Raw genomic sequence first — 26,084 nt, 5'->3', positions numbered from 1 at the left:
GGCCGGCCTCCGCATCCTTCAACCACACCTCACCGGCAGGCGCGGCTCGGTCAGGCCCCCTCGGCGCGGCCGGCGCCGAACCGTACGGAGCCGGCAACGCCCTCCTCGCCGATCACGAGGGAGTCCGGTCCTGGCCCCAGCCGGGGGTAGGCGGCTGCGGCCAGGTCGGCGGGGTGGGCAGGTTCTGGCCGGGGCCGGGGGCACGGCCGGCGAGCCAGCCGAGCAGCACGTGTCCGGCGGCGGCGACAGCGGGCCCGTCAGGGGTGAGCTCCCACCGAAGGCCCAGATCGAGCGCGTCGGCCAAGCCGAGCGGGAAGCGTTGCGCCTTGAGCGTGGCGAGCGTGTCGTCCAGAGCCCAGGCGACATACGGGTCCGGCCAGTCGGACGTACGGTAGCCGCAGTGCAGGTCGACATGGTGGGTATGGAGTTCTCGCAGGCACCGCCGCAGCGTGAACCAGGCCGGATGTCGCCAGCCCGCCAGCGCCGTGACCAGCCGATCCCAGGCGTCGGCGGGCATTGCCCTGGCCTCTCCTAGGAAGCGTTCAAGGCTGAGGCGCAGGTCGGCGGCTAGTTCGGCCCCGGCTTCGCTGATGGAAGGCGGGGGTGTGGTGCCCGGCCTCGTTCCCAGGGGAGCACGTCCGCTGGCCGAGCGCAGCAACCAGGTGTAGGCGTCGGCACTGCGCGCGACGTGCACGAGCACCTGACCGCGCGTCCAGCCGGGGAGCGCTGACGGCTCGCGCACTTCGGCGTCGGTCAGGGCGGATGCATCGGCGAGGAGTCGGTCGGCGGACCGGGTGACCTGTTCGAGCAGGCTGTCGATGAATGACACCCCCGTGACTATTAAAAGCGGCAGGCGGGAAGGCCTGCGGTGCGCGGTCAGCTGGACTCGGGCAGCGCCGTCTGGAGCGCGTTGAGTGTTCGGGTCAGCCACGCGCGTTCGGCGGATGAGGTCGTCCGGGCGATGTGCTGGATACCTGCCCGGAAGGGGGAGACCGATTCGTCTTCGCGGAGTGCCCGGTCGTCGTCAACGAAGAATCCCCGCTGCGGGTCTTCCAGGAACTCCAAGCGGCGGCGGAGGACGTCGGCTTGGGCCGGGGCCGGCAGCAGATGCAGGAAGGCCAGGACCACGAAGTACTTGTTGCGATCGGTGATGTCCAGGTCATCAGGGTGCATCAGGCGGCGTTCCAGCTCGGCGCGTCCGGTGCCGGTGAGTTCGAACACCTGCCGCGCGGGTCCGCTCGAGCCGGGAGCGGACGTGCGGCTCACCAACCCTCGGCGACCCAGCCGCTGGAGAGCCGGATACAGGGAGCCGTCACTGACCGGTCGTACGTGTCCCGTCAGCTTCGTGACGCGCTTGCGCAACTCGTAGGCGTGCATCGGCTCTTCCGCCAGGAAGCCGAGGACGGCGAGTTCGAGGACGGCTCCCACCTCCCGATGCGAATGCGGTCGGCGCGCCGGACGGGACGGCGCGCCGAACACCGCGACGGCCACCACCACGATCCCGGCGGCCGCCAGCCGGGGCGGCGACAGGCGTTCGCCGAGCACGATCGTACCCAGCAGCAGGGACACGACCGGTGCGGTGAACGACACCAGCGACGCCTGGACGGCACTCATCCGTTGGACCAGGGCGGTGTTGGCGAGCCAGCCCAGCCCCGAGCAGAAGACGCCCAGGGCCAGGACCGCGACCCATGGACCGGGCTCCCACCGGACGGCGGAAAGACGCGCCGCGGCGAACGGTGTGGTGATGAGGACCGCGACCGTCATCTGGGCGAAGGTGAGGGTGAACGCGTCGACGTCCCGCAGCCGGGACCGCACGAGCAGGTTACCCGCGGCGTAACTCACCGCCGCCGCCAGCGGAAGAGCCGCCCACGGCGTCGACCCGGCAGCGCCGCCGGCGGTCATCACGGTGGTGCCGCCCAACGCCACGACCAGACATGTCCAACGTCGCAGCCCCATCCGCTCGGCGGGGAACAGCAGATGGCCGCCCATCGCGATCCACATCGGCGTCGTGGCCAACAGCAACGACGTCGGGCCGGTCTGCAGGTGGTGCTCACCGACGGCGATGAGGAGGGACGGCAGCGCGGCGCTGAACAGGGCCACCAGCAGAATGTCGCCCGGTCTGGTCATCATCAGCCGGCCGGGCGCGGTGAACGCCTCCGTGGAGCCGCGACGCGCCCACGTCACGGCGAGCAGCGTCACGGCGGCGAGCGCGAACCGCACCCAGGTCAGCACATCGGCCGGGAGGGCGCGTGCCGCGATCGAGATCAGCAGGAACGGGACACCGAGCGCCAGCGTCACCCACACCGCCAGCGCTCCGTTCGACCAAAGACGGACCACGCCGGGAGACTAACTCGATTCGAGTTACCTGTCGACGAGTGTCGGCCTACGACATACGCGGCGGTCGCCGTGCGGTCCTATCGGGACCATCCCCGCGTACGACCGCTCGTGACACCCCTGCATCGGCCGACGCGCCGGATCGAGTTGTCACCGGGGGCCGGCCACCGCGCCGGGCGCTTGCCCTCAGTTGTGATGGAGCCAGGGATGGCGCATTTTGTCCACCGACAACACGATGAGTTCCTGCAGGCTGACCCGCGTGCCCGGCTTCTCCGACTGCGCGGCAACCGTCCAATGTGAGGGCATGGCCACGAACACGCGGTTCTCAGGGCTCAGTTTGATCCGGTCGTCGGCAAAACCGAGCCGTTCCAGATCGTCCTTGGCGACCGCACCGTTCTTGCCCACAAGGTTCGGCATGGTGACGGCGCCGCTTCGAGAGGGGTGCGGTTTCCCCACATCCCCGCATGCCGTCACTCCGGGCACGATCCCCCAAAGCAGCATCCCTGCGACGAGGTACCTCTTCACCGCTCTCATCCCTTGTCTCCACCGGCCGCGGCGCGGACCTGGTGATCTATCTTCCTACGAACATTGGAGGTCTTCTGGCCGGGACCGACTGGCGGCTGCCCTGAGTCAACTCCTGTGGTGTTCGGCTTCGGCGAGGGCCGTGATCACCTCGATGGTACGGTCCTGTTCCTCCGGCCCGCCGAAGGGTGCGGCAAAGAAGTCGGTGACGCCTGCGTCTTCAAGTCGTCGTATTTGTCGTTCGACCTGGTTCTCGGTCCCGACGATGACGACATCCTGGGGACCTGCGGCCCGCTCCCGGTCCAGGACCGCGCGGTACTCGGGGACCTGGCCGGCCAGGCTGAACTGTTCGGCGACCCGGTTGCGGACACCTTGTTCGTCGTTGGTCACGCTGACCAACAGTCCGGCGACCACGCGCGGGGCCGAGCGGCCCGCGGCCTCGGCGGCCTTGGTGACGGAGGGCACGATGTGGTCGGCGAGGGTCTGGGGGCCGGTCATCCACGTCACGGTTCCGTCGGCGAGTTCCCCGGCCAGGCGCAGCATCGCGGGGGCGAGGGCGGCCAGCAGAACCGGCGGCGGCGTCGCACCCGCAACGCCCACCTGGCCCACGGCCGTGAGGGTGTCGCCCTGGTGGGAGACCGCCTCTCCGCGCAGAAGGGGGCGCAGGATCGACAGGTACTCGCGCATCCGGGTGGCGGGACGATCGGCGGGCAGGCCGTACATGTCGGTGACCATCATCGAGATCCCCGCCCCGATGCCCAGAGTGAGCCGGTTTCCCGTTGCCGCCTGGACGCTCAGCGCCTGACCGGCCAGGACAAGGGGATGGCGCTGCGGGACGGGCACGACCGCCGTCCCCAGCTCGATCCCAGGCACTTGAGCGCCCGCCACGGCCAAGGCGGTCAGGGCGTCCCAGCCGAACGCCTGAGACGACCACACACCACTCAACCCGCGTTCGGCGGCGCTGCGGACCTGGCGAACGAGCTCCTCGGCCGCCACGCCTCGCCGCAGATCACCGACCGCGATCCCGATCCTCATATCGTCACTCCGATCACTCTCACCATACGGAGAGGTTCTCCGGTTAAGGTTCGACTAGAGTACGGAGAACCTCTCCGCTTAGCAACCTTGGGACACCGGATGAAGAGCAACCCTGCGGACAGCCAACGCCCACAGCGCGCCGACGCCCGCGGCAACCGCGGACGTTTGCTCGAGGCGGCAAGGAGCGTGTTCGCCGAAGAAGGCCCCCGCGCCTCGCTCAACAAGATCGCTCAACGGGCGGGCGTCGGACCCGGCACGCTCTACCGGCACTTCCCCAATCTGCAGGCCCTCACGGTCGCGATCATCGGCGACGACGTTGAGGCCCTCTGTGCCCTAGGGCATGACCTGCTCGAACACCCCTCACCCGATGAGGCCCTGCGCACCTGGCTAGGTGCCGTGGCCCGCCACGCGACCGCCATGCAGGGCCTGGTCGCGACCCAGATGATCGCCCAGCCCACCCGGAAGAGCAGTGCCGCCCTGGCCGCCTGCCACCAAGCGATCCTTGCCGCCGGAACCGCGCTCCTCTCCCGGGCTCAACACCAGGGCAACGCACCCGCAGAACTCGACATAGCGGACCTGCTCTTGCTCGCCAACGCCATCGCCTGGGCCAGCGAACAGGCGCCCACGGACCCTCACCTTCTCGACCGCCTTCTCGCTCTGATCAACACCGGCGTCCCGTACCTCCCGCCATCGTGAGCAGCGAGAAGCAACGCCTTGGCTCCGGACGCCCGATCAGTGCGGCTCAGGGCACCTCCACCGAGGACATCACCGTGTCGAGGGCGGCGTCGAGGGCACCAGCGATCTCCGCTCCGTCATCCTCGGTGCAGACCAGCGGCGGCAGGATCCAGCAGCCCATCTCACTGGTGCTGAGCAGCACGCCGTTCTCCTCGCACGCGACGCGCACCCATTCCCGGAGCTCGCGAGGCCAGGGCCGGCCGGACGAGTCCGACAACGGAAAGTGGATCATCAGTCCCTCGCCGCGCACGGCTCCGGCCGAGGACCCCAGACGCTTGTCCTTTACCTCGGTCAGCCGGCTCTTGAGAGCGGCGCCGACCCCGCGGACGTTGTCGAGCACGCCGTCCCTGCGGAACACCTCGAGCACGGCCAGCCCCGCGGCGCACGCGACCGGATGACCGTCGGTCGCCGAGCCGGCCGGCAGGAACACGGGCTGTCCGGGCGCCGCGGCGAGTTCCCAGAGGGTCTCGGTGACCAAGAGCGCGCCGACGGGAACGTAGCCGGAGGTCAGTCCCTTGGCGAGCACCAGCATGTCCGGTTCGATGCCGAGTTCCAGGCACCTCGACATGGCACCGCACCGGCCCCAGCCGGTGGACACCTCGTCCGCGATGAGATGCACTCCGGCGTCTCGGCACAGCCGCGCCAGCGCGCGCAGGTCGTCGGGCTCGGGGACCAGCCCCAGCAGCCCCATCTGCGGCTCGATCATCACCGCGGTCACCCGGTCGGCCGAGAGCTGCGCCAGCCGTTCCCGTACGTTGTCGGCCCAGCTGCCCTCGGCGGGCACATGCTGCAGGTCCGGGGCCAGGGGCCCGGCCTGTTCCAGCGGCGGGATGAACCCGCTGAGCGCGGCGCCGTTGATGCCGAAGCCGTGGTAGCTCCCGGCGAACGACAGCACGATCGTGCGGTCCGGCTCCCCCGACAGCACCCGGGCGAACCGGCTCAGCATGACCGCGGTCTCGGTCATCTGCGTTCCCGTGTTTCCCAGCCGCACGTAGGGCAGGGCGGAACCGACGGCGTCGCGCAGGGCGCGCGCGTAGTCGAGGGTCACCTGCGCGGGCCGGTCGTAAACCAGGGTGTTGGCGTCCGGCAGAGCCGTCAGCTGGTCGCCGATCGCCTTCTTGACCTCGGCTGCGCTGTAGCCGAGGCTGCAGTTCCAGCAGCCCGACCGGGCGTCGATGTACCAGCGTCCCCGCGCGTCGCGGACGCGGATTCCCGCCCCTTCGACCAACAGGCGTTCAGGGCTCATCGCCTGTTCGAGGAAGAAACGCATCGGGATCGCACCATGCCACAGCGGATAGTCCATCGGTCCTCTCCTCGCATCAGCGGATGAATCCGTCCATCGACGGCCGACGAGGCGGGGTCGCCGCTCCCGTCCGCGTTCTCTCGACGCTCAGTCGGCAACGGCCGCCATCGGAGCGGGCGGCACGCCTTCCATGATCGGCTCGATTCCGTAGAGGCCGGAGATGAGCGCGACGAAGTCCTGCCGGGCGGCCAGGGCCTCGTCGGGATCGACCAGTTTCCTGGCCTCTTCGAAGTACTCGATGACCTTCTTGCTCGGGTCGTAGAAGAAACGGACGAAGGACAGGACCACGTCCAGGAATTCGCGGTACGAGGTCTCGTAGCCCTGGCGGATCGACTCCTCGTCCTCCGGCCGGTCGAGAATGGCGTTGACCGCCCGGGCCGCCGAGGTGGCCGCCCGCATCGCGAGCATGACGCCGGTCGAGAACAGGGGGTCGATGAAGGCCGCGGCGTCCCCGGTCATCAGGCAACCGGGCGCGGTCATGCGCTCGCCGGTGTACGACCAGTCCTTGGCCGTGCGGACCTGCGCCACCTCGACGGCGCCCTTGAGCAGGCGCTTCACCAGAGCGGCCTCGTCGATCTTCGACTTGAGGACCTCCTCCGGCGTCAGCCCGGTGGCCTTGTACTCCTCGGCCGGCGCCACGAAGCCGACACTGCAACTTCCGTCACTGAAGGGGATGAGCCAGAGCCAGCCGGGGTGGAGCGTCTCCACGAGGATGTTGCCGGCCTTGCGCCCCTCCAGGCGGGAGCCGCCCTGGAAGTACGTCCACGCGGCCAGGTTCTTCAGGTCGTCGTGCCAGGCGACCGTGCCGAACCGGCGGGCGAGGAGCTTCGCCTGCCCGGAGGCGTCGATCACGAACCTGGCGCGCGCCTCGGTCACCGTGTCCGAGCGCCCACGCGTGTACCGAACGCCGGTGCAGCGGCCGTCCTCGAACACGAAGTCACGGACGGCGGCCTCTTCGATCACCGTCGCCCCGAGCGTCCGGCTGTTGGCCAGCAGTAGGCTGTCGAACTCGGCGCGTTTGACCTCGAACGCGTAAGGGTGGGGGCATATCTCGTCGAAGTCCACCGACCAGGGATCCGGATCCTCTCCCCAGATGAACGATATTCCGTATTTCTTGGTCGCACCGCTCGCCTCCACGATGGAGGCGACGCCGAGTTCCTCGAGGATCGGCATGCATCCGGGAACGAGAGACTCCCCGATGTGATAGCGGGGGAACTTCTCCTTTTCCAGCGCCAGGACGCGTCTGCCCCACTTGGCCAGCAAACCGGATACGGTGGCGCCCGCCGGGCCGCTCCCGATCACGATGGCGTCGTATTCCTCGGACATTGATCGCCTTTCTGCAGTACGGGATCGGGCCTGCCTCCGGTTTCCTCTTACGAGCCGGAAACAGCCGGACGGAATCGACGGCGGACGACCTGGCCTGGGGTCTCCTGACACACCCTCGCAACGGTCTCATATGCCCTTTAATCCGGGGACCACCGGAATACCCCTAATAACCCCCTAAATCGGCTCATACGGGTGACTGGCGCGGAACAGGTCGAGCCTGTCGCCGACGCGCTGCCGGGTCTCCGGGTCCGTCACGCCGAGGCCTTCCTCGGGCGCCAGGCAGAGCACCCCGATCTTGCCGTGGTGGGCGTTACGGTGGACGTCGTGCACCGCTGTGGCCGCGTCCCGCAGCGGATACGTCCGCGACAGGGTCGGATGGATGTGCCCGCGCCGGATCAGTTCGTTGGCCCGCCACGCCTCCTGGTAATTGGCGAAATGCGAGCCGATGATCCGTTTCAGGTGCATCCAGAGGTATCTGTTGTCGAAGTAGTGGTCGTATCCGGTCGTCGACGCGCAGGTCACGATCGTCCCGCCGCGCCGGGCGACGTACACGCTCGCGGCGAAGGTCTCCCGCCCCGGGTGCTCGAATACGACGTCGGGGTCCAGTCCGCCGGTGAGCTCCCGGATGGCCGAACCCAGCCGGCGCCACTCCTTGCGATTGGGCACGTTGTCGTCCTGCCAGAACCGGAAGCCTTCGGCATCGCGGTCGAGGATCAGTTCGGCGCCCATCGATCGGCAGATGTCGCGCTTCTCGGGTGAGGAGACGACACACACGGGGACGGCCCCGCCGCCCAGGGCCAGCTGGGTGGCGTACGAGCCCAGCCCGCCGCAGGCACCCCAGATCAGCACGACGTCCCCCTGCTTCATGTCCGCGCCGTTCCGGGACACGAGTTGCCGGTAGGCGGTCGAGTTGACCAGGCCGGACGCGGCGGCCTCCTCCCACGTCAGGTGCTCCGGCTTGGGCATCAGCTGGTTGGCCCGTACGAGGGCGAGCTCGGCCAGGCCACCGAAGTTCGTCTCGAATCCCCAGATACGCTGCTGGGGGTCGAGCATCGTGTCGTCGTGTCCCTCGGGGTCCTCCAGCTCGACCGAGAGGCAGTGGGCCACGACCCGGTCTCCGGGCTTCCATCGGGTGACTCCCGGGCCGACGCGGAGTACCACGCCGGCCAGATCCGAGCCGAGCACGTGGTACGGCAGGTCGTGCCGGGCGGCGCTGGGCGATCGGCGGCCGTAGCGTTCCAGGAACTCGAACGTGGGCAGCGGCTCGAACAACGCCGACCAGACGGTGTTGTAATTCACCGATCCGGCCATCACCGCGACCAGGGCCTCACCGATCTGCGGTTCAGGAACGGCCACCTCGTCGACGTGCAGCGAGGCGTGTGGATCCCGGTCCCGTAGGGGTACCCCTTCGAACATTCCGACCTCGTCCTTGTGGACGGTCAGCCCGCGGTAGGAATCTGGGATCGGTAGTGACGCCCATTCCGGTGGCGGCGCGCCCTCAATTACCGCCTGCAGAATTCTTCGCATTCTCCGCCCCAAGGAAAAGTAGCGTTATTGCTGCCTTGTCCAGCAGACTCCCATCGCCCTTATCTCCCCGCAACCAGAGATCCCGATCTAGGGGGCCCCTGCGACTTCCGGCTCCGGAGGCGCCCGTCCAGGAGCGCTGGGAGCGGGGGACGCGGTCAGATTAGGGGTATCGGTCCGACCGGGGGAGGATGATCTTAGACGGCCGTACCGGCTAGGCTCGCTTTCATGGCGACGACTCCCAACGTCATCAAGCGGGTATTGCTCGGCCGAGCGCTCCGCAGCACCCAACTCCATGAACAACTGCTCCCGAAAAGTATCGCCCTGCCCGTCTTCGCCAGTGACCCTCTCTCCTCGGTGGCCTACGCGCCCGAGCAGATATTTTTGACTCTTTCAGTTGCCGGATTAAGCGCATACGCCTATGCACCTTGGCTGGCACTTGTCATCTCCCTCGTCCTGATGACGGTGGTGACGTCATATCGGCAGAACGTCCGTGCCTACACCAGCGGAGGCGGCGACTTCGAAGTCGCCACCACCAACCTCGGGAACAACGCCGGCCTGACCGTCGCCAGCGCACTGCTCGTCGACTATGTGCTCACCGTCGCGGTCTCGGTGTCATCGGGCGTGGCGAACGTGGCCTCGGCCTTCCCCACGCTGGCTCCGCACAGGGTGATCCTGTCCGTCCTCATCGTCGTCCTGCTGACGATCGTGAACCTCCGCGGCGTCCGGGAGTCCGGTACCGCGTTCGCGATCCCCACCTACGCCTTCATCGCCGGCATCCTCGGCATGGTGGCCGTCGGGGTCGTCCGGGCCCTGGCCGGATCGTCGATGGAGGCTCCCAGCGCCCACTTCCACATCCGGGCCGAGCAGGGCCATCTGGCCGGACTGGGCCTGGCCTTCCTGCTCCTGCGGGCCTACTCGTCCGGATCGGCCGCACTCACCGGAGTCGAAGCGATCAGCAACGGCGTGCCCGCCTTCCGCCCACCGAAGGGCAAGAACGCGGCCACGACGCTGCTCATGATGGGCCTCATCGCGATCTCCATGATCGCGGGCATCGTGCTCCTCGCGAACATCACCCACCTGCGGATGGCCGAGAAGACCGCCGACCTGGTCGGCGCACCGCCCGGTTACACCCAGCAGACGGTCATCGCACAGATCTCGCACGCGGTGTTCAGCGGATTCCCCCCCGGCTTCTACTATGTGGCCAGCGTCACGGGACTCATCCTCGTCCTCGCCGCCAACACGGCGTTCAACGGGTTCCCGGTCCTCGGCTCGATCCTCGCGCAGAACCGCTACCTGCCCCGCCAGCTGCACACCCGTGGTGACCGGCTGGCCTTCAGCAACGGCATCATCATCCTGGCGACGATGGCGGGCCTGCTCATCTACGCGTTCGACGCCGATGTCACGCGTCTGCTGAACCTCTACATCATCGGCGTGTTCGTCTCGTTCACCGTCAGCCAGACCGGCATGGTGCGGCACTGGAACCGGAAGCTCGAGACCGAGATCGTCCAGAAGGAGCGCCGCCGGATGATGCGCTCCCGGGCCATCAACGCCGTCGGCGCGACCGTCACGGGCCTGGTCCTCATCGTCGTGCTGTCGACCCGCTTCATGCACGGGGCCTACATCGTGTGCATCGCGATGCCCGTGCTGTTCCTGCTGATGAAGGCGATCCGGCGGCACTACGACCGCGTGACCGTGGAGCTGGAGCCGACCTTCGAGGACACCGTGACACCGGCGCGCAACCATGCGGTCGTGCTCGTGTCGCAGTTGCACAGGCCGACGCTGCGGGCGCTGGCGTTCGCGCGGGCGACCCAGCCTTCGACGCTGGAGGCCATCACCGTCGCCGTGGACCCCGAGGAGACGCGCAAGCTGCAGGAGGAGTGGGACGAGCGCGCGCTGCCCGTGCCACTGAAGATCCTCGACTCGCCGTACCGGGAGGTCACCCGGCCGGTCCTGGAGTACGTCAAGAACATCCAGCGGCGGAGCCCCCGTGACGTGGTCACCGTGTACCTGCCGGAATACGTGGTCGGCCGCTGGTGGGAACACCTGCTGCACAACCAGAGCGCGCTGCGGCTCAAAGGCCGGCTGCTGTTCCAGCCCGGCGTGATGGTCACCAGCGTGCCCTGGCAACTCGCCTCCTCCGACCGGCTCAAGAACCGGCCGGAACCCCTCGCGCCCGGTTCCGCACGCCGCTCGTACGGCCCGAATCAGAAGGCCGGTGAGGACGACAGACCGATCGCGGATGAGGTCACCTGAGCGGCCGTCCGATCTCCGGAGCGGCGCAGCCCCCGTCCACGGTGATCCCCTGGTCGAGCCCGCCGGACGCGGCGGACATGAGGTGCGCGCGATCGAACCGATCGCGCACGTGGCCCAGCATCCGCAGGATCTCCCCGGCCCCCACCGCGGACTCGGGGACCTTCCGGGTCAACCCCCTGATCGGCATCGCTCCGGTGTCGGCCCAGACCAGCCGTCCATCCCGATCGATCACCGCCCGTGCCCGGTTGGCGTTGTCCGGATGCAGGCAGTACGGGACGTCGAGGTAGCCGCGCTCGAAGGCGGCGATCAGCCCCTGCCCGATGTCGTCGTGCAGGTCGAGCACGACGTCCACGAACCTGCGGGCCTCGGCGAGCAGCCCGCTGTCCGGCTCGACGGGGCGTACCACCCGTTCGCGGTGTCTCCGCGCCGTCTCGGCGGCCAGCTCCAGCGCCTCGACGTTCTCGCCGACCGTGGGAATGCGGTCCGCCTCGGCCACCGTCTTGACGATCAGGCGTTCCGCTCCGGACCAGGCGGCCAGCCGGGCGCCGGCGCTGAGCAGTTCTTCGGCTCCGGCCCGGCTCCGTGGGAACACCCCCATGTACGTGTAAAGGACGACGTGCCACTCCACGTCCGGGAGGAGTTCGCCGGCCAGGGCGCGCAGCGCGCCCAGCGCTTCCAGGTCCTGCCCCGTGTGGGTCTGCTGGGCGTAGCTCAGCGAGAGGCTCCGGATGCCGTGGCGGCGGAAGAACAGCGCCTCCAGCAGCGTGAGTGCCACGAGCAGGCTGGGCGGGCAGAGCTGCCCGAGCATGCATCCGCCGAAGCTCTCCAGGTGTGCGGCGCCGTCCGCGTCGGCGAGAGTCTCGCAGCAGCGTGCCCAGTCCGCGACCGCGTCACGTAGCGGTGTCCGGCCGTACGGCAGGCAGTAGGAGACCGGCCCTCCCTCCGTGGCGTGGAGCCCGGCGGCGAGCATGCTCTCGACGATGTCATGGGCGAGTGCCGCCCCGTGACGCACCTGGACCGGAAAGTCATCGTCGTGGACGCCCTCCAGCATGGTCCGCGTCGTCTCGGGTCCGAGGGACACGAGCGGGAAGCCGTTCAGCTCGATCCCGCGGGCGATCGCGTCGCGCGCCGAGGCGTACTGGCGGACGCGGGTGAAGCTGTCCAGCGTGATGGTTCCGGCCGTCGTCGCGGACGCGGCGCGGACCGCCAGCAGCCCGGCGCGCATCCGGACGGGCGCGGCGAATCCCATGCGCGGCTGAACGACCAGTTCTCCCCGCTCACGCGCGGCGGAGACGAACGCCCCGAACGCCATCACGGCCGCTCCAGGGCGGGCCGCCTGCCGGCGAGTTCCTCGATGTAACCGCGGAACCCGGCCGTGTCGTCGGCGAACACCGCGTCGAACCCGGCGGCCAGCAGTTCCCCGGCGACCCGGGCGCCGTCACCCTCGGTGGTGAGCTTGCCTCCGATGATGATCGGGATTCCGGCCAGGGACTCCTCGGCGCGCAGCCGGTCGATGAGGCGCAGGCCGTCGATGTGACCGTGGCCGTTGACGGTGCTGATGACCACGGCGTCGGGTCGATGCCTGCGGCACTCGTCGAGGAGCACGTCGTCGGGAACGCACGCCCCGAGGTTCACGACGCGGTGTCCCATCCCCTCCAGAAGGAGCTGGAGGAATACCAGGTTCCATGTGTGGGCGTCCGATGAGAGGCTCGACAGCACGATGGTCAGCGGCCGTGGCACCGGGAGCGCCCCGGCGACCGGGTCCGCCGACGTCACCTCGCCCCTCCCCGGTCGTGCGTGAGTTCCGCCATCAGCGTCTCGGTGAGGGTCGCCGGCGTCGCGTGGTCGTACAGCGCCGCGGGCGGGATCCGCGTCCCGGTCGCCGCGCGCAGCCGGTTGCGCAGCTCGACCGCTGTCATCGACTCCAGGCCCAGCTCGCGGAGGTCGGCATCCGGATCGATCGCGCGCGTGTCGTCGAAGCCGAAGACCACCGCGGTCTCCGCCCGGACGCGGTCGAGGAGCAGGGCTTTCAGCTCGCTCTCCGGCAGGCGCGCGGCGGCCTCGGCGATCGCCTCGTCACCGTGGCCGGCGTCGGCGGTCAGCGCCCGCCGGGCGTCCGGCAGGTCCGCGAACAGCGAGCTGCGGCCGGCCGCGGCATGGGCCGGGGCGAACGTCGCCCAGTCCAGGTCGGCGATGGTCAGCGCCGTCTCGCCCGCGTTCACCGACCCGCGCATCGCCGCGACCGCCAGTGCCGGGGACATCGGTGGCAGCCCTCGCCGGGCGAAGTGCCGCTGCGCCTCGTCGCCCGCAGCCATCCCGTCACCCGCCCACGGCCCCCAGGCGATCGATGTGGCGGGGATGCCCCGATCACGGCACCGCTGGGCGAAGGCGTCGAGGAACGCGTTGGCCGCCGCGTACACCGCCTGCCACCGGCTCCCCCACACGCCCGCCGTGGACGAGGCGAGGACGAAGGTGTCCAGGTCCCGTCCGGCGAGCACGTCGGCGAGGTTGACCGCGCCGGCGACCTTGCCCGTCACGATCGTGGCGGCCTCCTCTTCGCGCAGATCGCGCAGTGGTCTGCTCTGCAGTACTCCGGCGCCGTGGAATACGGACCGGACGACCGCGCCCTCATCTTCGACGCGCTCGATCAGCGCCGCGACCTGACGGCGGTCGGCGACGTCGCACCTGGCGACGGTCACCCTCGCCCCGAGGGCGCGCAGTTCCGCTTCCGCTTCCCGGACGCCGACGGCCTCCGGGCCGGTTCTGCTGACCAGGACGAGGTGGTCCGCGCCGTCCGCGGCCAGCGCCCGGGCGACCCGCAGACCCACCGCGCCGGTGCCCCCGGTGATGATCGTTGTGCCGCGCGGCGACCATCTGCCACCCCGGCGGACGGCGAGAGGCGCGCGTACCATCCGGCGGGCGAACAGTCCCGATCGGCGGAGCGCGAGCTGGTCCTCTCCGGGCGAGCCGGCGAGGATCGCGCCGAGCCGTCCGGGATTGACGTCGCCGGCGGAGTCGGTCAGGTCGATCAGCCCGCCCCACAGCTCCGGGTGCTCAAGACGGACCACCTGCCCGAACCCCCAGATCTGGGCCTGCTCCGGCGCGCGGATCGGATCTCCCGCTCCGATGCTCACCGCGCCGGACGTGACCGACCACACCGGAGCGTGAACGCCCCGCTCGGCGAGTTCCTGGATCAGCGCGAGCGAGCCGGTGAGGGCCGCCGGGATCATCGGATGCACCGGATGCGGGCGTGCGGCCAGGGCGAGCAGGGACAGCACCCCCGCCGGGGCCGGTCCGGTCAGGGCACTGTCAAGCGGGCCGCACATCGCGTCCCGGCCCGGAGCGGCGGATCCGACCTCGACGAGCGTCGTCGGCGCGTCTCCGAGCGCCCGCAGACACGCCGCCGTGAACGCGTCTTCTCGCCATCCCTCCGGGACGACGGCGAGCCAGGCGCCGGACGGCGACGCGGCGCCGCTCTCGGCGACGGGCCGGAAGCCGACGCGGTAGCGCCACCGGTCGGCGCGGGCGTCCTCGGCGCGGCGCCGCCGCCAGCCGGCCAGCACGGGCTGAGCGGCGTCCAGCGCGGCCCGCGCGCCGGCGGAGCCGGCGCCGACGGTGTCGCTCAGGAGGTCGAGGTCACCCTGGCCCAGAGCGTCCCAGAAGGCCGACTCCGCCTCGTCGGTGGGCGCGGGACCCGGATCGTCCTCTGCGGCTCCGCCGTCCGGCCAGTAGCGGCGATGTTGGAAAGCGTACGTGGGAAGGTCCGCACGCTGAGCCCCGACGTCCCGGTAGAAGGCGGACCAGTCGACGGTGGCGCCCTCCGCGTGCAGCCGGGCGAGAGCGCCGGTCAGGGCACGGTCCTCCGGGACGTCGCGGCGCAGGCAGGGCACGAAGGCCGCGTCCGGTGCGTCGCCGAGCACCGTGTCGCCCATCGCGGAGAGCACCGCCGCCGGCCCGACCTCGACGAAGGTTCGGACGCCGCTCTCGTACAAGTGGGTGATCGCGTCGGCGAAGCGCACCGTGGCGCCTACCTGGTCCACCCAGTGACCGGGCTCCGTCAGCTCCGTCGAGGCGACCTTCCCCGTCACGGTGGACACGATGGGCAGGCGTGGCTCGGCGAACGCGAGCGTCTCGGCGACCGCGCGGAAGCGGTCGAGCATCGGGCGCATCAACGGCGAGTGGAACGCGTGCGACACGGTCAGCCTCTTGACCGTGTGCCCCCGGCGCTCGCACTCGGCCCCGAGGCCGAGCACCGCGTCCGCCGCACCGGAGACGACGACGGCCTCCGGCCCGTTCACCGCGGCCACGCCCACGCTGTCCTCGAGGCCCCCCAGCAGGGCGCGGACCTCCGCCTCGGCGGCCCGCACGGAGATCATGGCCCCGTTCCCGGGCAGCTCCTGCATCAGACGCCCCCGGGCGGTGACGAGCCGGGCGGCGTCCTCCAGGGTCAGCACGCCGGCCACGTGCGCCGCCGAGATCTCCCCGACCGAGTGACCGGCGAGGACGTCCGGTCGGACGCCGAACGACTCGAGCAGCCGGAACAGCGCGACCTCGACCGCGAACAGCGCCGGCTGGGTGTACTCGGTCAGGTCGAGCAGACCGGCCCGGGGCGACGCCGGGCCGGCGAAGACGACCTCCTCGATCGGGATGGCCAGGTGCCGGTCGAGCTCGGCGGCCACCGCGTCGAAAGCCTCGGCGAACGGCCGGTGGACGCGGTGGAGTTCCGCACCCATGCCGGCGCGCTGCGCGCCCTGGCCGGTGAACAGCATCGCCTGGCGCCCGCCCCCGCGTGCGACGCCGTGGTGCAGGTCCGGCGCCGGGCGGCCGGAGGCCAGCGCGGTCAGTCCGGCCAGCAGCTCGGCCCGGTCCGCGCCGAGCAGGACCGCCCGGTGCGGGAAATGCGTCCGCGAGGTCGCCAGCGAGAGCCCGATGTCCGCCACCTCGTCGTCGTGCGTCCGCAGGAACGCCGACAACCGCTCCGCCTGCGCGCGCAGCGCGGGCGCCGTCCGCCCGGACAGCGGCCAGGGCACCACGCGCCCGTCCCCCGGCGTGTTGCGGGTGTCCGGTGGCTGCGGCGGTGCCTCTTCGAGGACGACGTGGGCGTTCGTCCCGGAGATGCCGAAGGAGGACACGCCGGCCCGGCGGGGCCGATCGCGGGCCGGCCAGGTGGTCGGCTCGGTGACCAGCCGCAGCGCGCCTGCCGACCAGTCGACGTGCGGATTCGGAGCGTCCACGTGAAGGGTCTTCGGGACGACGCCGTGCCGCATCGCCAGGACCATCTTGATCACCCCGGCCACGCCCGCGGCGGCCTGGGTGTGGCCGAGGTTGGACTTGACCGCGCCGAGCAGTAGGGGCGATGGGCGCTCCGGTCCGTACACCTCCGACAGCGCCAGCGCCTCGATCGGGTCGCCCAGCTCGGTGCCCGTGCCGTGCGCTTCTACGACGTCCACGTCCGCCGGGGACAGCCCGGCGGACGCGAGCGCCTGGCGCAGCACCCGCTGCTGGGCGGGGCCGTTCGGCGCCGACAGCCGGTTCGACGCCCCGTCCTGGTTGACCGCCGAGCCGCGGATGACGGCCAGGATCGGATGGCCGTTACGGCGGGCGTCCGACAGGCGCTCGACGACGAGCACGCCGACTCCTTCCGACCATCCGGTGCCGTCGGCCGCGGCGGCGAACGGTTTGCACCGGCCGTCGGCCGACAGGCCGCGTTGCCGCGAGAAACCGATGAACAGGTCCGGGGTGGCCAGCACGGTCACGCCACCGGCCAGGGCTAGCGTGCACTCACCGGCGGCCAGCGCGCGCATCGCCCAGTGCAGGGCGACGAGGGAGGACGAGCAGGCGGTGTCGACGGTCACGGCCGGGCCTTCCAGGCCGAGGTGGTAGGCCACCCGCCCGGAGGCGATGCTGCCGCCAGTACCGAGGAAGCCCTCGACGTCCTCACCGGAGCGCGCCGCGACGTTCGCGTAGTCGTGGTACATCACGCCGGCGAACACGCCGGTCCGGCTGCCGCGCAGGGTCCGCGGATCGATGCGCGCCCGCTCGACGGCCTCCCATGAGGTCTCCAGCAGCAGGCGATGCTGCGGGTCCATGGCCAGCGCCTCGCGCGGCGAGACGCCGAAGAAGCCCGCGTCGAAGTCGGCCATGCCGTGCAGGAACCCGCCGTGCCGGGTGTAGGAGGTTCCGGGGTGGTCAGGGTCGGGATGATAGAGCTCATCCGTCCTCCACCCCCGATCGGCCGGGAACCCGCTCACCGCGTCCCGTCCCCCCGCGACCACGTCCCACAGGTCCTCCGGCGAGGAAATCCCACCGGGATACCGGCAGGCCATCCCCACGATCGCGATGGGGTCGGCCGGCGCGGCGTCCCCCGCCAGAGCCCGATTGCGCTCGCGCAGTCGCTCGATCTCCTTCAGGGCCGCTCGGAGCGCGGCGGCCACGCGATCGTCGGATGGGCTCATGACCACCTCAGGGGTCGCTCGGGTTTTTAGAAATCAGAGGACTCGAACGCCAACCGGATCATCTCCTCGGTGTCCGCCGTGCCGGCCGCCGAACCACCGGCCCCAGGCCCCTCCGGCGGCTCCGCGGCGGCCGGATCCGCCCCGGCCAGCTCCAGCAACACGTCGAGGAGCCCGGTGTCCCGCAATCGGTCGACCGGGATGGACGCCAGGGCGGAGCGGATCCGGTCCTCCTCCCGGGCCGAAGGGTCACCGTCCGGAGCCAGGATCGTGTGCAGGTATCCGGCGAGACGCCGGGGGTCCGGATGGTCGAAGACGACCGTCGCGGGCATGCGCAGCCCGGTGACCGCACCGATCCGGTTGCGCAGTTCGACTCCGGTGAGAGAGTCGAAGCCGAGGTCGCCGAATGACGTGTCGGGTTCTATCTCGGCCGGGCCGGTGAATCCCAGGACGGCGGCGACCTCGCCGCGTACGAGTTCGAGGAGGATCCCCTGCCGCTGTCCGGGGTCCCGGCCGGAGAGGCGGCGTCGCAGGTCACCGCCGTCCGCGCCCTGGGCGGCCCTGCGCCGGACGAGCCCGCGCAGGGCCTGCGGCGGCTCCGGAAGATCCGCCAGCGCGGTCAGGTCCACGGTGATCGGAACAAGCGTCGCGGAGTCGGCGGCGACCGCCAGGTCGAAGAGCGCCAGCCCGTCCTCCACCGCCATCGGCGGCATGCCCGCGGCGGCCAGTCGCCGGCGGTCGGCCTCGGACAACGCCGCGCCCATGCCGACGTCCCACATGCCGTACGCGAGGGACGTCGCCGGCAGTCCCGCGCCGGCCCGATGGGCGGCCAGTGCGTCGAGGAAGGCGTTCGCAGCGGCGTAGCCGGCCTGGCCGGCGCTGCCGATGGTGCCCGCGGCCGACGAGATCAGCACGAAGGCCGACAGGTCGAGATCCCGGGTGAGTTCGTGCAGGTGCCATGCGGCGTCCGCCTTCGGCGCGACCACCCGGTCCACGCGCTCCGGCGTCAGCCCGGTGAGCATCCCGTCATCGAGGGTCCCCGCCGCGTGCACCACGGCGGTCAGCGGATGGTCGGGCGGTACGGCGCGGAGAAGCTCGGCCAGCGCGGCGCGGTCGGCGACGTCGCATCCTGCCGTCGTGACGGTCGCCCCGAGGGACTCCAGTTCGGCCTGGAGCCGAGCGGCGCCGGGCGCATCGGGTCCCCGGCGGCTCGCCAGCACGAGGTGGCGCACGCCGCGATCCGTCACCAGGTGGCGGGCGATCAGCGCGCCGAGACCGCCGGTCCCCCCGGTGACCAGGACCGTGCCGCCTTCGGCCCACTCCCTGCGGCCGGTGTCCGTACGGGCCCGGGTCAGCCGGGACACCAGGACCTCGCCGCCTCGGATGGCCAGTTCCGCGTGGCCGGAGCCCGCGGCGGCGGCCACCAGCGCGTCGCCGGCGGCGTCGGCGCCGGTGTCGACGAGTACGAAGCGGCCGGGGTGCTCCGCCTGCGCGGAGCGCACCAGACCCCAGACCGCCGAAGCGGCCAGGTCCAGCGGTGCCTCGTCCGGTCTCGTGGCCACCGCTCCCCGGGTGACCACGACGAGCCTCGCGGAGGCCTGCGCCGGGTCGGCGAGGAACGCCTGGATGCGCGCGAGAACGTCGTGGGTCATCGCCCGGACGGCCTCCAGGACGCCGAGGTCGAGCGGCGGGAGCTCGACGAGGTGCAGTCCGCTGTCGACCGTGGCCGGTGAGACGGCGATCCGTGTCCACCTGAGCTCGAACAAATCGTCCCTCGGGGCGTCCTCCCGGAGCCGCTCCAGGTCGACCGACCGGGTGACGAGGGACCCGACGCGGGCGAGCGGCACTCCGTGTTCGTCGGCCAGCTCGAGTCGCAGGGCGCCGTCGTCTCGTGTCACGCGCACCCGCGCGGATCGCGCCCCGGTGACGTGGACGGTAACGTCCGACCAGGCGAAAGGCAGTTCCGGCGCCTGCGCCCGCTCCTCGCCCAGGCCCACGGCGTGCAGCGCGGCGTCGAGCAGGGCGGGATGGACGGCGAACCCGTCGGCGCCGGTCCCCTCGGGCAGCGCGACCTCGGCGAAGATCTCCGCACCACGGCGCCAGGCGGCCCGGAGGCCGCGGAAGACCGGGCCGTACTCCAGGCCGGTCGCCGCCAGGTCGGTGTAGCGGTCGCCCACCGGGAGCGGCTCGGCATCCTCCGGTGGCCAGGGACCGGCCTCGGCGAACGGGACGGCGCCGACCTCGGAGAGGCCACCGACGGCGACCCTGGCCCAGTCGCCGCCCTCCGGGTGGGCGTGGATCTCCAGGGCGCGACGCCCGGCGTCGTCCGGCTCCGTTACCACCACCTGGACGTCGACCGCGGTCTGCTCCGGCAGGAGCAGCGGGCGTTCGAGGGTGAGCTCGTCCAGCACTCGGTACCCGAGCTCCTCTCCCGCGCACAGGGCCATCTCCACCAGAGCCGCGCCCGGCACGACGACGGCACCGCCCACCCGGTGGTCGCCGAGCCAGGGATGCGCGGCCGCCGACAGCCGGCCGGTGAACAGCGACTGCCCCGTTCCGGCCACGGGGACGGCCGCGCCCAGCAGCGGGTGGGTCACCGCACCGAGACCGGCCGCGTCCACTCCGCCGGCGGACGCCGTGCTCGAGTCCGGCCAGTACCGCCGGTGGTCGAAGGCGTACGTCGGCAGCGAGACCGGCCGGCCGCCGTCCAGCACGACACCCCAGTCGACCCGGTGGCCCCGGGCGTGCAGCGCGCCGAGGGCGTCGGTCAGGACCGGCGCCTCCGGACGGTCGCGGCGCAGGGCCGGGATGAAAGCCGTGTCGCCGCCGGTTCCGTCGCCCGTGCCGCCGCCTTCGGCGCCCTCGGCGGGCAGGTCCCGGCCGAGCGCGCTCAGCACGGCGTCCGGGCCGATCTCCAGGAAGGTCCGGGCACCGGCGGCGCGCAGCGCCGTCACGGCGTCGGCGAAGCGCACAGTGGCGCGCACCTGCTCGCACCAGTAGTCTGGGCCGGCCATGTCCGCCCCGAGGCCGCCGGTGACGGTGGAGACGATGGGCAGTTCCGGTTCCCGGTACGACAGTCCGCCGAGCACATCGCGGAACCGGTCGAGCATCGGCGTCATCAGCGGCGAATGGAACGCATGGCCGGTGTTGAGCCGCCGGGTCCGCCGCCCCAGTGCCGCGAAGAACGCCTCCACGGCGGCCACCGCTTCTTCGGCGCCGGAGATCACCACCGAGTCGGCACCGTTGACCGCTCCGACTCCCAGGTCGCCCGCGTCGCCGATCCGGTCCCGGACCTCGGCCTCCGCCGCCCGCACCGACACCATCGCACCGCCGGGGGCCAGCTCCCCCATCAGCCGGCCCCGGGCCGTGACGAGCGTGGCGGCGTCGGCAAGAGAGAAGACGCCGGCGCGGTACGCCGCCGCGACCTCCCCGATCGAGTGGCCGGCGAGCAGGTCCGGGCGCACCCCGAAGGACTCGACGAGCCGCAGGAGCGCCACCTCGACGGCGAACAACGCCGGCTGTGTGTACTCCGTCCGGTCCAGGCGCGACGCTTCCGGCGTTCCCGGCTCGGCGAAGACGATCGACGCGATGGGGGCGTCCAGATGGCGGTCCAGTTCGGCCGCGACGGCGTCAAACGCCGAGGCGAAGACCGGGTAGGCCTCGTACAGCCCACGCCCCATCCGCGTTCGCTGGGCGCCCTGGCCGGTGAACAGGAAGGCCGTTCGCCCGGAGGTGACCCGGCCGGTCACCGCTCCAGGGCCGCTCCGCCCGGCGGCGACGGTCGCCAGCCCCGCCAGCAGGGCCGCCCGGTCGGCTCCGGACACGACCGCTCCATATTCGAAGGAGGGACGGGTCGTCGCCAGCGAGAAGCCCACGTCCAGCGGCGCGGGCCCGCCATCCTCCTCCAGCAGCACCGCCAACCGCGCCGCCTGTCCGCACAGCGCCCCCGGGGTCCGGGCCGAGATCACCAGCGGCACGATCCCCGGCCGGTGACCGGCACCCGTCCCGGACGCGTCCCGGTCGTCCCCGTGGTCGTAGGACTCGACGATGACGTGCGCGTTCGTCCCGGAGATGCCGAAGGAGGAGATGCCCGCGCGGCGCGGCCGGTCCATCTCCGGCCAGGAACGGGCGTCGAGCAGCAGCCGTACCTCGCCGGAGTCCCAGTCGACGTGCTTCGTGGGCTCGTCGACGTGCAGCGTCTTCGGCAGGAACCCCTGGCGCATGGCCAGGATCATTTTGATCACTCCGGCCACGCCCGCGGCGGCCTGGGTGTGGCCGAGGTTCGATTTGATCGAGCCGAGCCAGAGCGGCCGCTCGCGGTCCCGGCCGTAAGTGGCGAGCAGCGCGCCGGCCTCGATCGGATCGCCCAGCGGCGTGCCGGTGCCGTGCGCCTCGACCGCGTCCACGTCCGCGGGGGACAGCCCGGCGGCGTCCAGCGCCTGGCGGATCACTCGCTGCTGGCTCGGCCCGTTCGGGGCGGTCAGGCCGTTGCTCGCCCCGTCCTGGTTGATCGCCGAGCCGCGGACCACCGCGAGGATCGTGCGCCCGTTACGGAGCGCGTCGGACAGTCGCTCGACCACCAGCACGCCCACGCCTTCGGCCCATCCGGTGCCGTCCGCGGAGTCGGCGAACGACCTGCACCTCCCGTCCGCGGACAGTCCGCGCTGGCGGGAGAAGCCGACGAAGGTGTCCGGTGTGGCCATCACCGTGACGCCGCCGGCCAGGGCGAGCGTGCACTCGCCGTCGCGCAGGGCCTGACCCGCCCAGTGCAGAGCGACCAGTGAGGACGAACAGGCCGTGTCGACCGTCACCGCGGGGCCTTCCAGCCCTAGGTGGTAGGCGACGCGCCCGGAGGCGATGCTGCCGCCCGTGCCGAGGAAGCCCTCGGTGTCGTCGCCTGCGCCGCCGAGAACCGTCGCGTAGTCGTGGTACATCACGCCGGCGAACACCCCGGTGGCGGTGCCGCGCAAGGTCAGCGGATCGATCCGGGCCCGTTCGAGGGCCTCCCAGGACGTCTCGAGCAGCAGCCGGTGCTGCGGGTCCATGGCCCTGGCCTCACGCGGCGATATGCCGAAGAACAGCGGGTCGAACTCGGCGGCGTCGTCGAGGAAGCCACCGTGCCTGGTGTAGGACGTCCCGGGGTGATCCGGATCGGTGTGGTAGAGGCCGCGCAGATTCCAGCCCCGGTCGCGGGGGAATTCGGTGATGCCGTCCCGGCCGTCGACGAGCAGCCGCCACAGGTCCTCCGGAGAGGACACGCGCCCGGGGAACCGGCAGGCCATCCCTACGATCGCGATGGGTTCGCCGGGCGCGGTCCCGGCCGGCCGGCGCGGCGGCGCGGCGGCGGATCCGACGAGTTCCTGAACGACGTGCTCGGCGAGGGACGCGGGAGTCGGGTGGTCGAAGATGAGCGTGGCCGGCAGCCGCAGCCCGGTCACCGTGCCCAGCCGGTTCCGCAGGTCCAACGCCGTCAGGGAGTCGAAACCGAGGTCTTTGAACGCGCGTCCGGCCTCGACGGCGTCGGCCGCCGGGTGCGCCAGGACCGCCGCCACCTCCGTACGGACCAGGTGGAGCACCGCCGCCTCGCGCTCCGGCGCGGCGAGACTCATGAGCCGGGCCGCGAGGCCGGCCGCGTCCGGGCGCCCCGCCGACCGGACGCGGCGAGTGGGCCGGCGGGCCAGACCGCGCAGCGCAGCGGGCACATCGCCGATCGCGCGCAGAGCCCCGGGGTCGAGTCCCAGGGGGACCGTCACCGCACCTCCCGACGCGGTCGCGCGGTCGAACAGTTCCAGTCCGTCGGCGGCCGACAGCGGCGGCATGCCGGAGGACCGCAGCCGCCGGAGGTCCGGCTCCGCCAGCGCGCCGGCCATGCCGTGCTCCCACGGCCCCCACGCGAGGGACGATCCGGGCAGTCCGAGCGCTCTGCGGTGGTGGGCGAGCGCGTCGAGGAAGGCGTTCGCCGCCGCGTAGTTGCCCTGGCCGGCGCTTCCCAGGGTTCCCGCGGCCGAGGAGAACGTCACGAACGCCTCCAGAGGACGGTCCCGGGTGAGCACGTGCAGGTTCCAGGCCGCGTCCACCTTGGGACGGAAGACGGCGTCGAACTGCTCGGAGGTCAGCGAGGCGATCAGGCCGTCGTCGACGACCCCGGCCGCGTGCACGACGGCCGTCAGCGGATGGTCGGCCGAGATCTCCGCCAGGAGCTCGGCGACCTGGGCGCGATCGGCGACGTCACACGCCGCGATCGTCACCTCGACCCCGATGGCGGTCAGGTCGGCGCGCAGGCTCTCGGCCTCGGGCGCGTGTCTCCCCCGCCGGCCGGCCAGGAGGAGATGCCGCGCTCCGCGCCGAGCGAGGTGACGTGCCAGGAGCGCGCCGAGGCCGCCGGTCCCGCCGGTGATCAGGACCGTGCCCGTGCCGAACCTCGGGCCGGTGTCGTCCTGGAGAGGCTCCATCCGCACCAGACGGGGGGCCAGGACACCGGTCCCGCGCACCGCCAGCTCGGGCTCGTCCGCCGGTAGCTCGCCGGGCATCGGCGGGGTCTCGTCCTCGCCGAGGTGGAGGATCAGGATCCGGCCGGGGTACTCGGCCTGTGCCGAGCGGACGAGCCCGAGGACCGCCGCTTGGGCCAGGGCCTCGGAAGTGCGCGCGGCGCCGTCCTCATCGCCCGCGGGATCGACGCCGTCCCGGACACGGACGACGAGGAGCGATCCGGAATCGGTGGTCAGCCAGTGGCGCAGGACCCCGAGAACCCGGTGGCACAGCGTACGGACGGCCGCCGGCGGGTCGCCGGGCGCGTAACCGGCGTCGAGCACCACCGACTCCGGGGCCTGCTCCCGGCGGCCGAGGGCGACCAGGTCGTCGACGTCGCGGACGACCGGGGCGTCCGCGAGGCCGGTGATCCGGGGCCCGCCGTCCGCGGCGACCACGGATGCCCAGTCGACGCGATGGACGCCGCCCGCGCCGCCGGCCTTGTCGAGTCCGCCGCTCGGCAACGGCCGGGCGGTCACCGACGCCATGGAGGCGACGGGGACGCCGGACGCGTCGGCGAGCTCCAGGCGCGAACCGCCGCCGTCCAGTGGGGTGATCCGGACGCGCAGGCTCGACGCGCCGGTGGCGTGCAGTGCCGTGCCGGTGAAACCGAACGGCAGCTCGATGCCGCCGTTGCCCGCCGACCGCAGGAAGTCGCCGTGGAAGGCCGCGTCGAGGAGCGCCGGGTGGATGGCGAACCCGGCGGGGTCGGTCCCTTCGGGTAATGCCACCTCGGCGAGGATCGCCGCACCGTCGCGCCACGCGGCCCGCAGTCCCTGGAACGCCGGGCCGTACACCAGCCCGCCGTCGGCCAGCGTGTCGTACAGATCCCCCACGGGTATCGGCTCGGCGCCCGGCGGCGGCCACCGCGTGAGGTCGAAGTCCGGCGGCGGTCCGCCGGGGACGAGGGTGCCGGACGCGTGCTCGGTCCACTCGCCGGGGTCCGCACCGTCCAGGGCGCTCTCCGGTCCGGAGTGAACGGTCACCGTGCGCCGCCCGCTCGCGTCCGGCTCGGTGACGGTCACCCGTACGTGGACGCCGCCGGTAGCCGGCAGGACCAGCGGAGCCCGGAGGACGAGCTCATCGATGACGTCGTAGCCCATGTCGTGGCCGGCCGTCAGCACCATGTCCACCACGGCGGCCCCGGGCAGCACCGTCACGCCGGCCACGACGTGATCGGCGAGCCACGGGGCCGTGTCGGTGCCGATCCGGCCCGTGAGGATCCGGCCGTCCGGCATCGTCACCGTCGCTCCGAGCAGCGGATGGTCCGTCCGAGTCAGGCCGGCCGCCGTCACGTCCCCCGCGACCCGGGGGACGTCGAGCCAGTAACGCCGGTGCTGGAAGGCGTACGTCGGCAGGTCGACGCGGGCGGAGCCCGTGCCCGCGAAGAAGGCCGTCCAGTCGACCGTGACGCCTCTGGTGTGCAGACATCCGAGGGCGGTGAGGACGGAGGCGACCTCTGAGCCCTCTCGGTGACAGGCGGGGACGAAGGCGGACTCACCGTCGTCCAGATCGCACTGCTCCCCCATCGTGGTGAGCACCGCGGCCGGGCCGACCTCGATGAACGTCCGCACGCCCGCGCCGTGGAGCGCGCTCAGCGCGTCCTTGAACCGCACGGTGGCCGATACGTGGTCGACCCAGTAACGAGGAGTGGACACGGCGGCGGAGACGTCGCCGCTCACCGCGGACACGAATGGGACCGCGGCGTCGTGATACGTCAGGCTCTCCGCCACGGCCCGGAACTCCTCGAGCATGGGCGCCATGAGCGGCGAGTGGAAGGCCTGGGAGACGTGCAGGCGCCGCGTCGTACGGCCGGCGGCCTCGAACGCGGCGGCCAGGTCGTCGACGACCGCGCGATCTCCGGAGATCACCGTCGAGCCCGGGGTGTTCACCGCCGCGATGCCGACGAGGTCTCCGCATCCGGCGAGTGCGGCGGCCACCTCCTCCTCCGGCGCGGACACCGAGACCATCGCGCCGTCGGTGGGCAGGGCCTGCATCAACCCGCCCCGCACCCCCACCAAGCGAGCGGCATCGGCCAACGACAACACCCCCGCCACATGAGCCGCCGC

Annotated in this window: 13 protein-coding genes; 2 read left to right on the top strand and 11 right to left on the bottom strand. The window is 71.8% G+C overall.

Translation table 11 applies throughout. The annotated features are described in order from the left end of the window. Positions 1-112: 112 nt before the first annotated feature. The 4 genes from AB0I04_RS23545 to AB0I04_RS23530 all read right to left on the bottom strand — a co-directional run bounded on the left by AB0I04_RS23545 (position 113) and on the right by AB0I04_RS23530 (position 3,891). Entirely contained in the window at positions 113-829 is a 717-nt protein-coding gene (locus tag AB0I04_RS23545) for a maleylpyruvate isomerase family mycothiol-dependent enzyme (RefSeq protein ID WP_360888017.1), read from the bottom strand. A 47-nt stretch (positions 830-876) separates the two neighbouring features. Further along, positions 877-2,337 (bottom strand): EamA family transporter, encoded by a 1,461-nt coding sequence (locus AB0I04_RS23540; RefSeq protein WP_360888014.1) that lies wholly within the window; start codon positions 2,335-2,337, stop codon positions 877-879. 183 nt (positions 2,338-2,520) lie between these two features. Further along, positions 2,521-2,859, bottom strand: a complete 339-nt coding sequence (locus tag AB0I04_RS23535) for a PASTA domain-containing protein (protein ID WP_360888011.1) — start codon at positions 2,857-2,859, stop codon at positions 2,521-2,523. 105 nt (positions 2,860-2,964) lie between these two features. Beyond that, positions 2,965-3,891 carry a TIGR03564 family F420-dependent LLM class oxidoreductase gene (locus AB0I04_RS23530; RefSeq protein ID WP_360888009.1) on the bottom strand — a complete coding sequence of 309 codons (927 nt, stop codon included), beginning with the start codon at positions 3,889-3,891 and terminating at the stop codon, positions 2,965-2,967. A 99-nt stretch (positions 3,892-3,990) separates the two neighbouring features. Between AB0I04_RS23530 and AB0I04_RS23525 the strand changes: the two genes are divergently transcribed. Beyond that, on the top strand, positions 3,991-4,587 hold the full coding sequence (locus AB0I04_RS23525) for a TetR/AcrR family transcriptional regulator (RefSeq protein WP_360888006.1): 597 nt from the start codon (positions 3,991-3,993) through the stop codon (positions 4,585-4,587). A gap of 46 nt (positions 4,588-4,633) precedes the next feature. Here AB0I04_RS23525 and AB0I04_RS23520 read toward each other — a convergent pair whose 3' ends face one another. From AB0I04_RS23520 to ccrA, 3 genes are all read right to left on the bottom strand, one after another. Next, positions 4,634-5,929 (bottom strand): aminotransferase class III-fold pyridoxal phosphate-dependent enzyme, encoded by a 1,296-nt coding sequence (locus AB0I04_RS23520; protein WP_360888004.1) that lies wholly within the window; start codon positions 5,927-5,929, stop codon positions 4,634-4,636. Between the two features lie 87 nt (positions 5,930-6,016). Continuing rightward, on the bottom strand, positions 6,017-7,255 hold the full coding sequence (locus AB0I04_RS23515; RefSeq protein WP_360888001.1) for a tryptophan 7-halogenase: 1,239 nt from the start codon (positions 7,253-7,255) through the stop codon (positions 6,017-6,019). A gap of 174 nt (positions 7,256-7,429) precedes the next feature. Continuing rightward, entirely contained in the window at positions 7,430-8,782 is a 1,353-nt protein-coding gene (gene ccrA, locus AB0I04_RS23510; RefSeq protein ID WP_360887999.1) for a crotonyl-CoA carboxylase/reductase, read from the bottom strand. Positions 8,783-9,007: 225 nt separating this feature from the next. Between ccrA and AB0I04_RS23505 the strand changes: the two genes are divergently transcribed. Continuing rightward, positions 9,008-11,035: an APC family permease gene (locus AB0I04_RS23505; protein ID WP_360887996.1), complete on the top strand. Its 2,028-nt coding sequence runs from the start codon at positions 9,008-9,010 to the stop codon at positions 11,033-11,035. On the opposite strand, the gene AB0I04_RS23500 is transcribed toward AB0I04_RS23505, so the two are convergent. From AB0I04_RS23500 to AB0I04_RS23485, 4 genes are read right to left on the bottom strand one after another with little or no spacing between them, the layout of a single operon-like run. Next, positions 11,028-12,347, bottom strand: coding sequence for a methylaspartate mutase (locus tag AB0I04_RS23500; protein ID WP_360887994.1), 1,320 nt, complete (start codon positions 12,345-12,347; stop codon positions 11,028-11,030). The two genes, AB0I04_RS23505 and AB0I04_RS23500, sit on opposite strands and share 8 nt — an antisense overlap. Then, the gene (locus AB0I04_RS23495) at positions 12,347-12,811 is read right to left on the bottom strand and encodes a cobalamin-dependent protein (RefSeq protein WP_360887991.1); all 465 of its coding nucleotides are present in this window, start codon (positions 12,809-12,811) and stop codon (positions 12,347-12,349) included. The genes AB0I04_RS23500 and AB0I04_RS23495 overlap by 1 nt, the downstream gene beginning before the upstream one ends. Then, positions 12,808-17,490 (bottom strand): type I polyketide synthase, encoded by a 4,683-nt coding sequence (locus AB0I04_RS23490; protein WP_360887988.1) that lies wholly within the window; start codon positions 17,488-17,490, stop codon positions 12,808-12,810. The genes AB0I04_RS23495 and AB0I04_RS23490 overlap by 4 nt, the downstream gene beginning before the upstream one ends. A 26-nt stretch (positions 17,491-17,516) precedes the next feature. Then, entirely contained in the window at positions 17,517-26,072 is an 8,556-nt protein-coding gene (locus AB0I04_RS23485; RefSeq protein WP_360887985.1) for an SDR family NAD(P)-dependent oxidoreductase, read from the bottom strand. Between the last annotated feature and the right edge of the window lie 12 nt (positions 26,073-26,084).

Origin of the sequence: Actinoallomurus sp. NPDC050550 (assembly GCF_040655075.1) — a bacterium.
Taxonomy (GTDB): Bacteria; Actinomycetota; Actinomycetes; order Streptosporangiales; family Streptosporangiaceae; genus Actinoallomurus.
The sequence above is the reverse complement of the archived record's forward strand: the minus strand, read 5'-3'. Positions and strand labels throughout refer to the sequence as shown.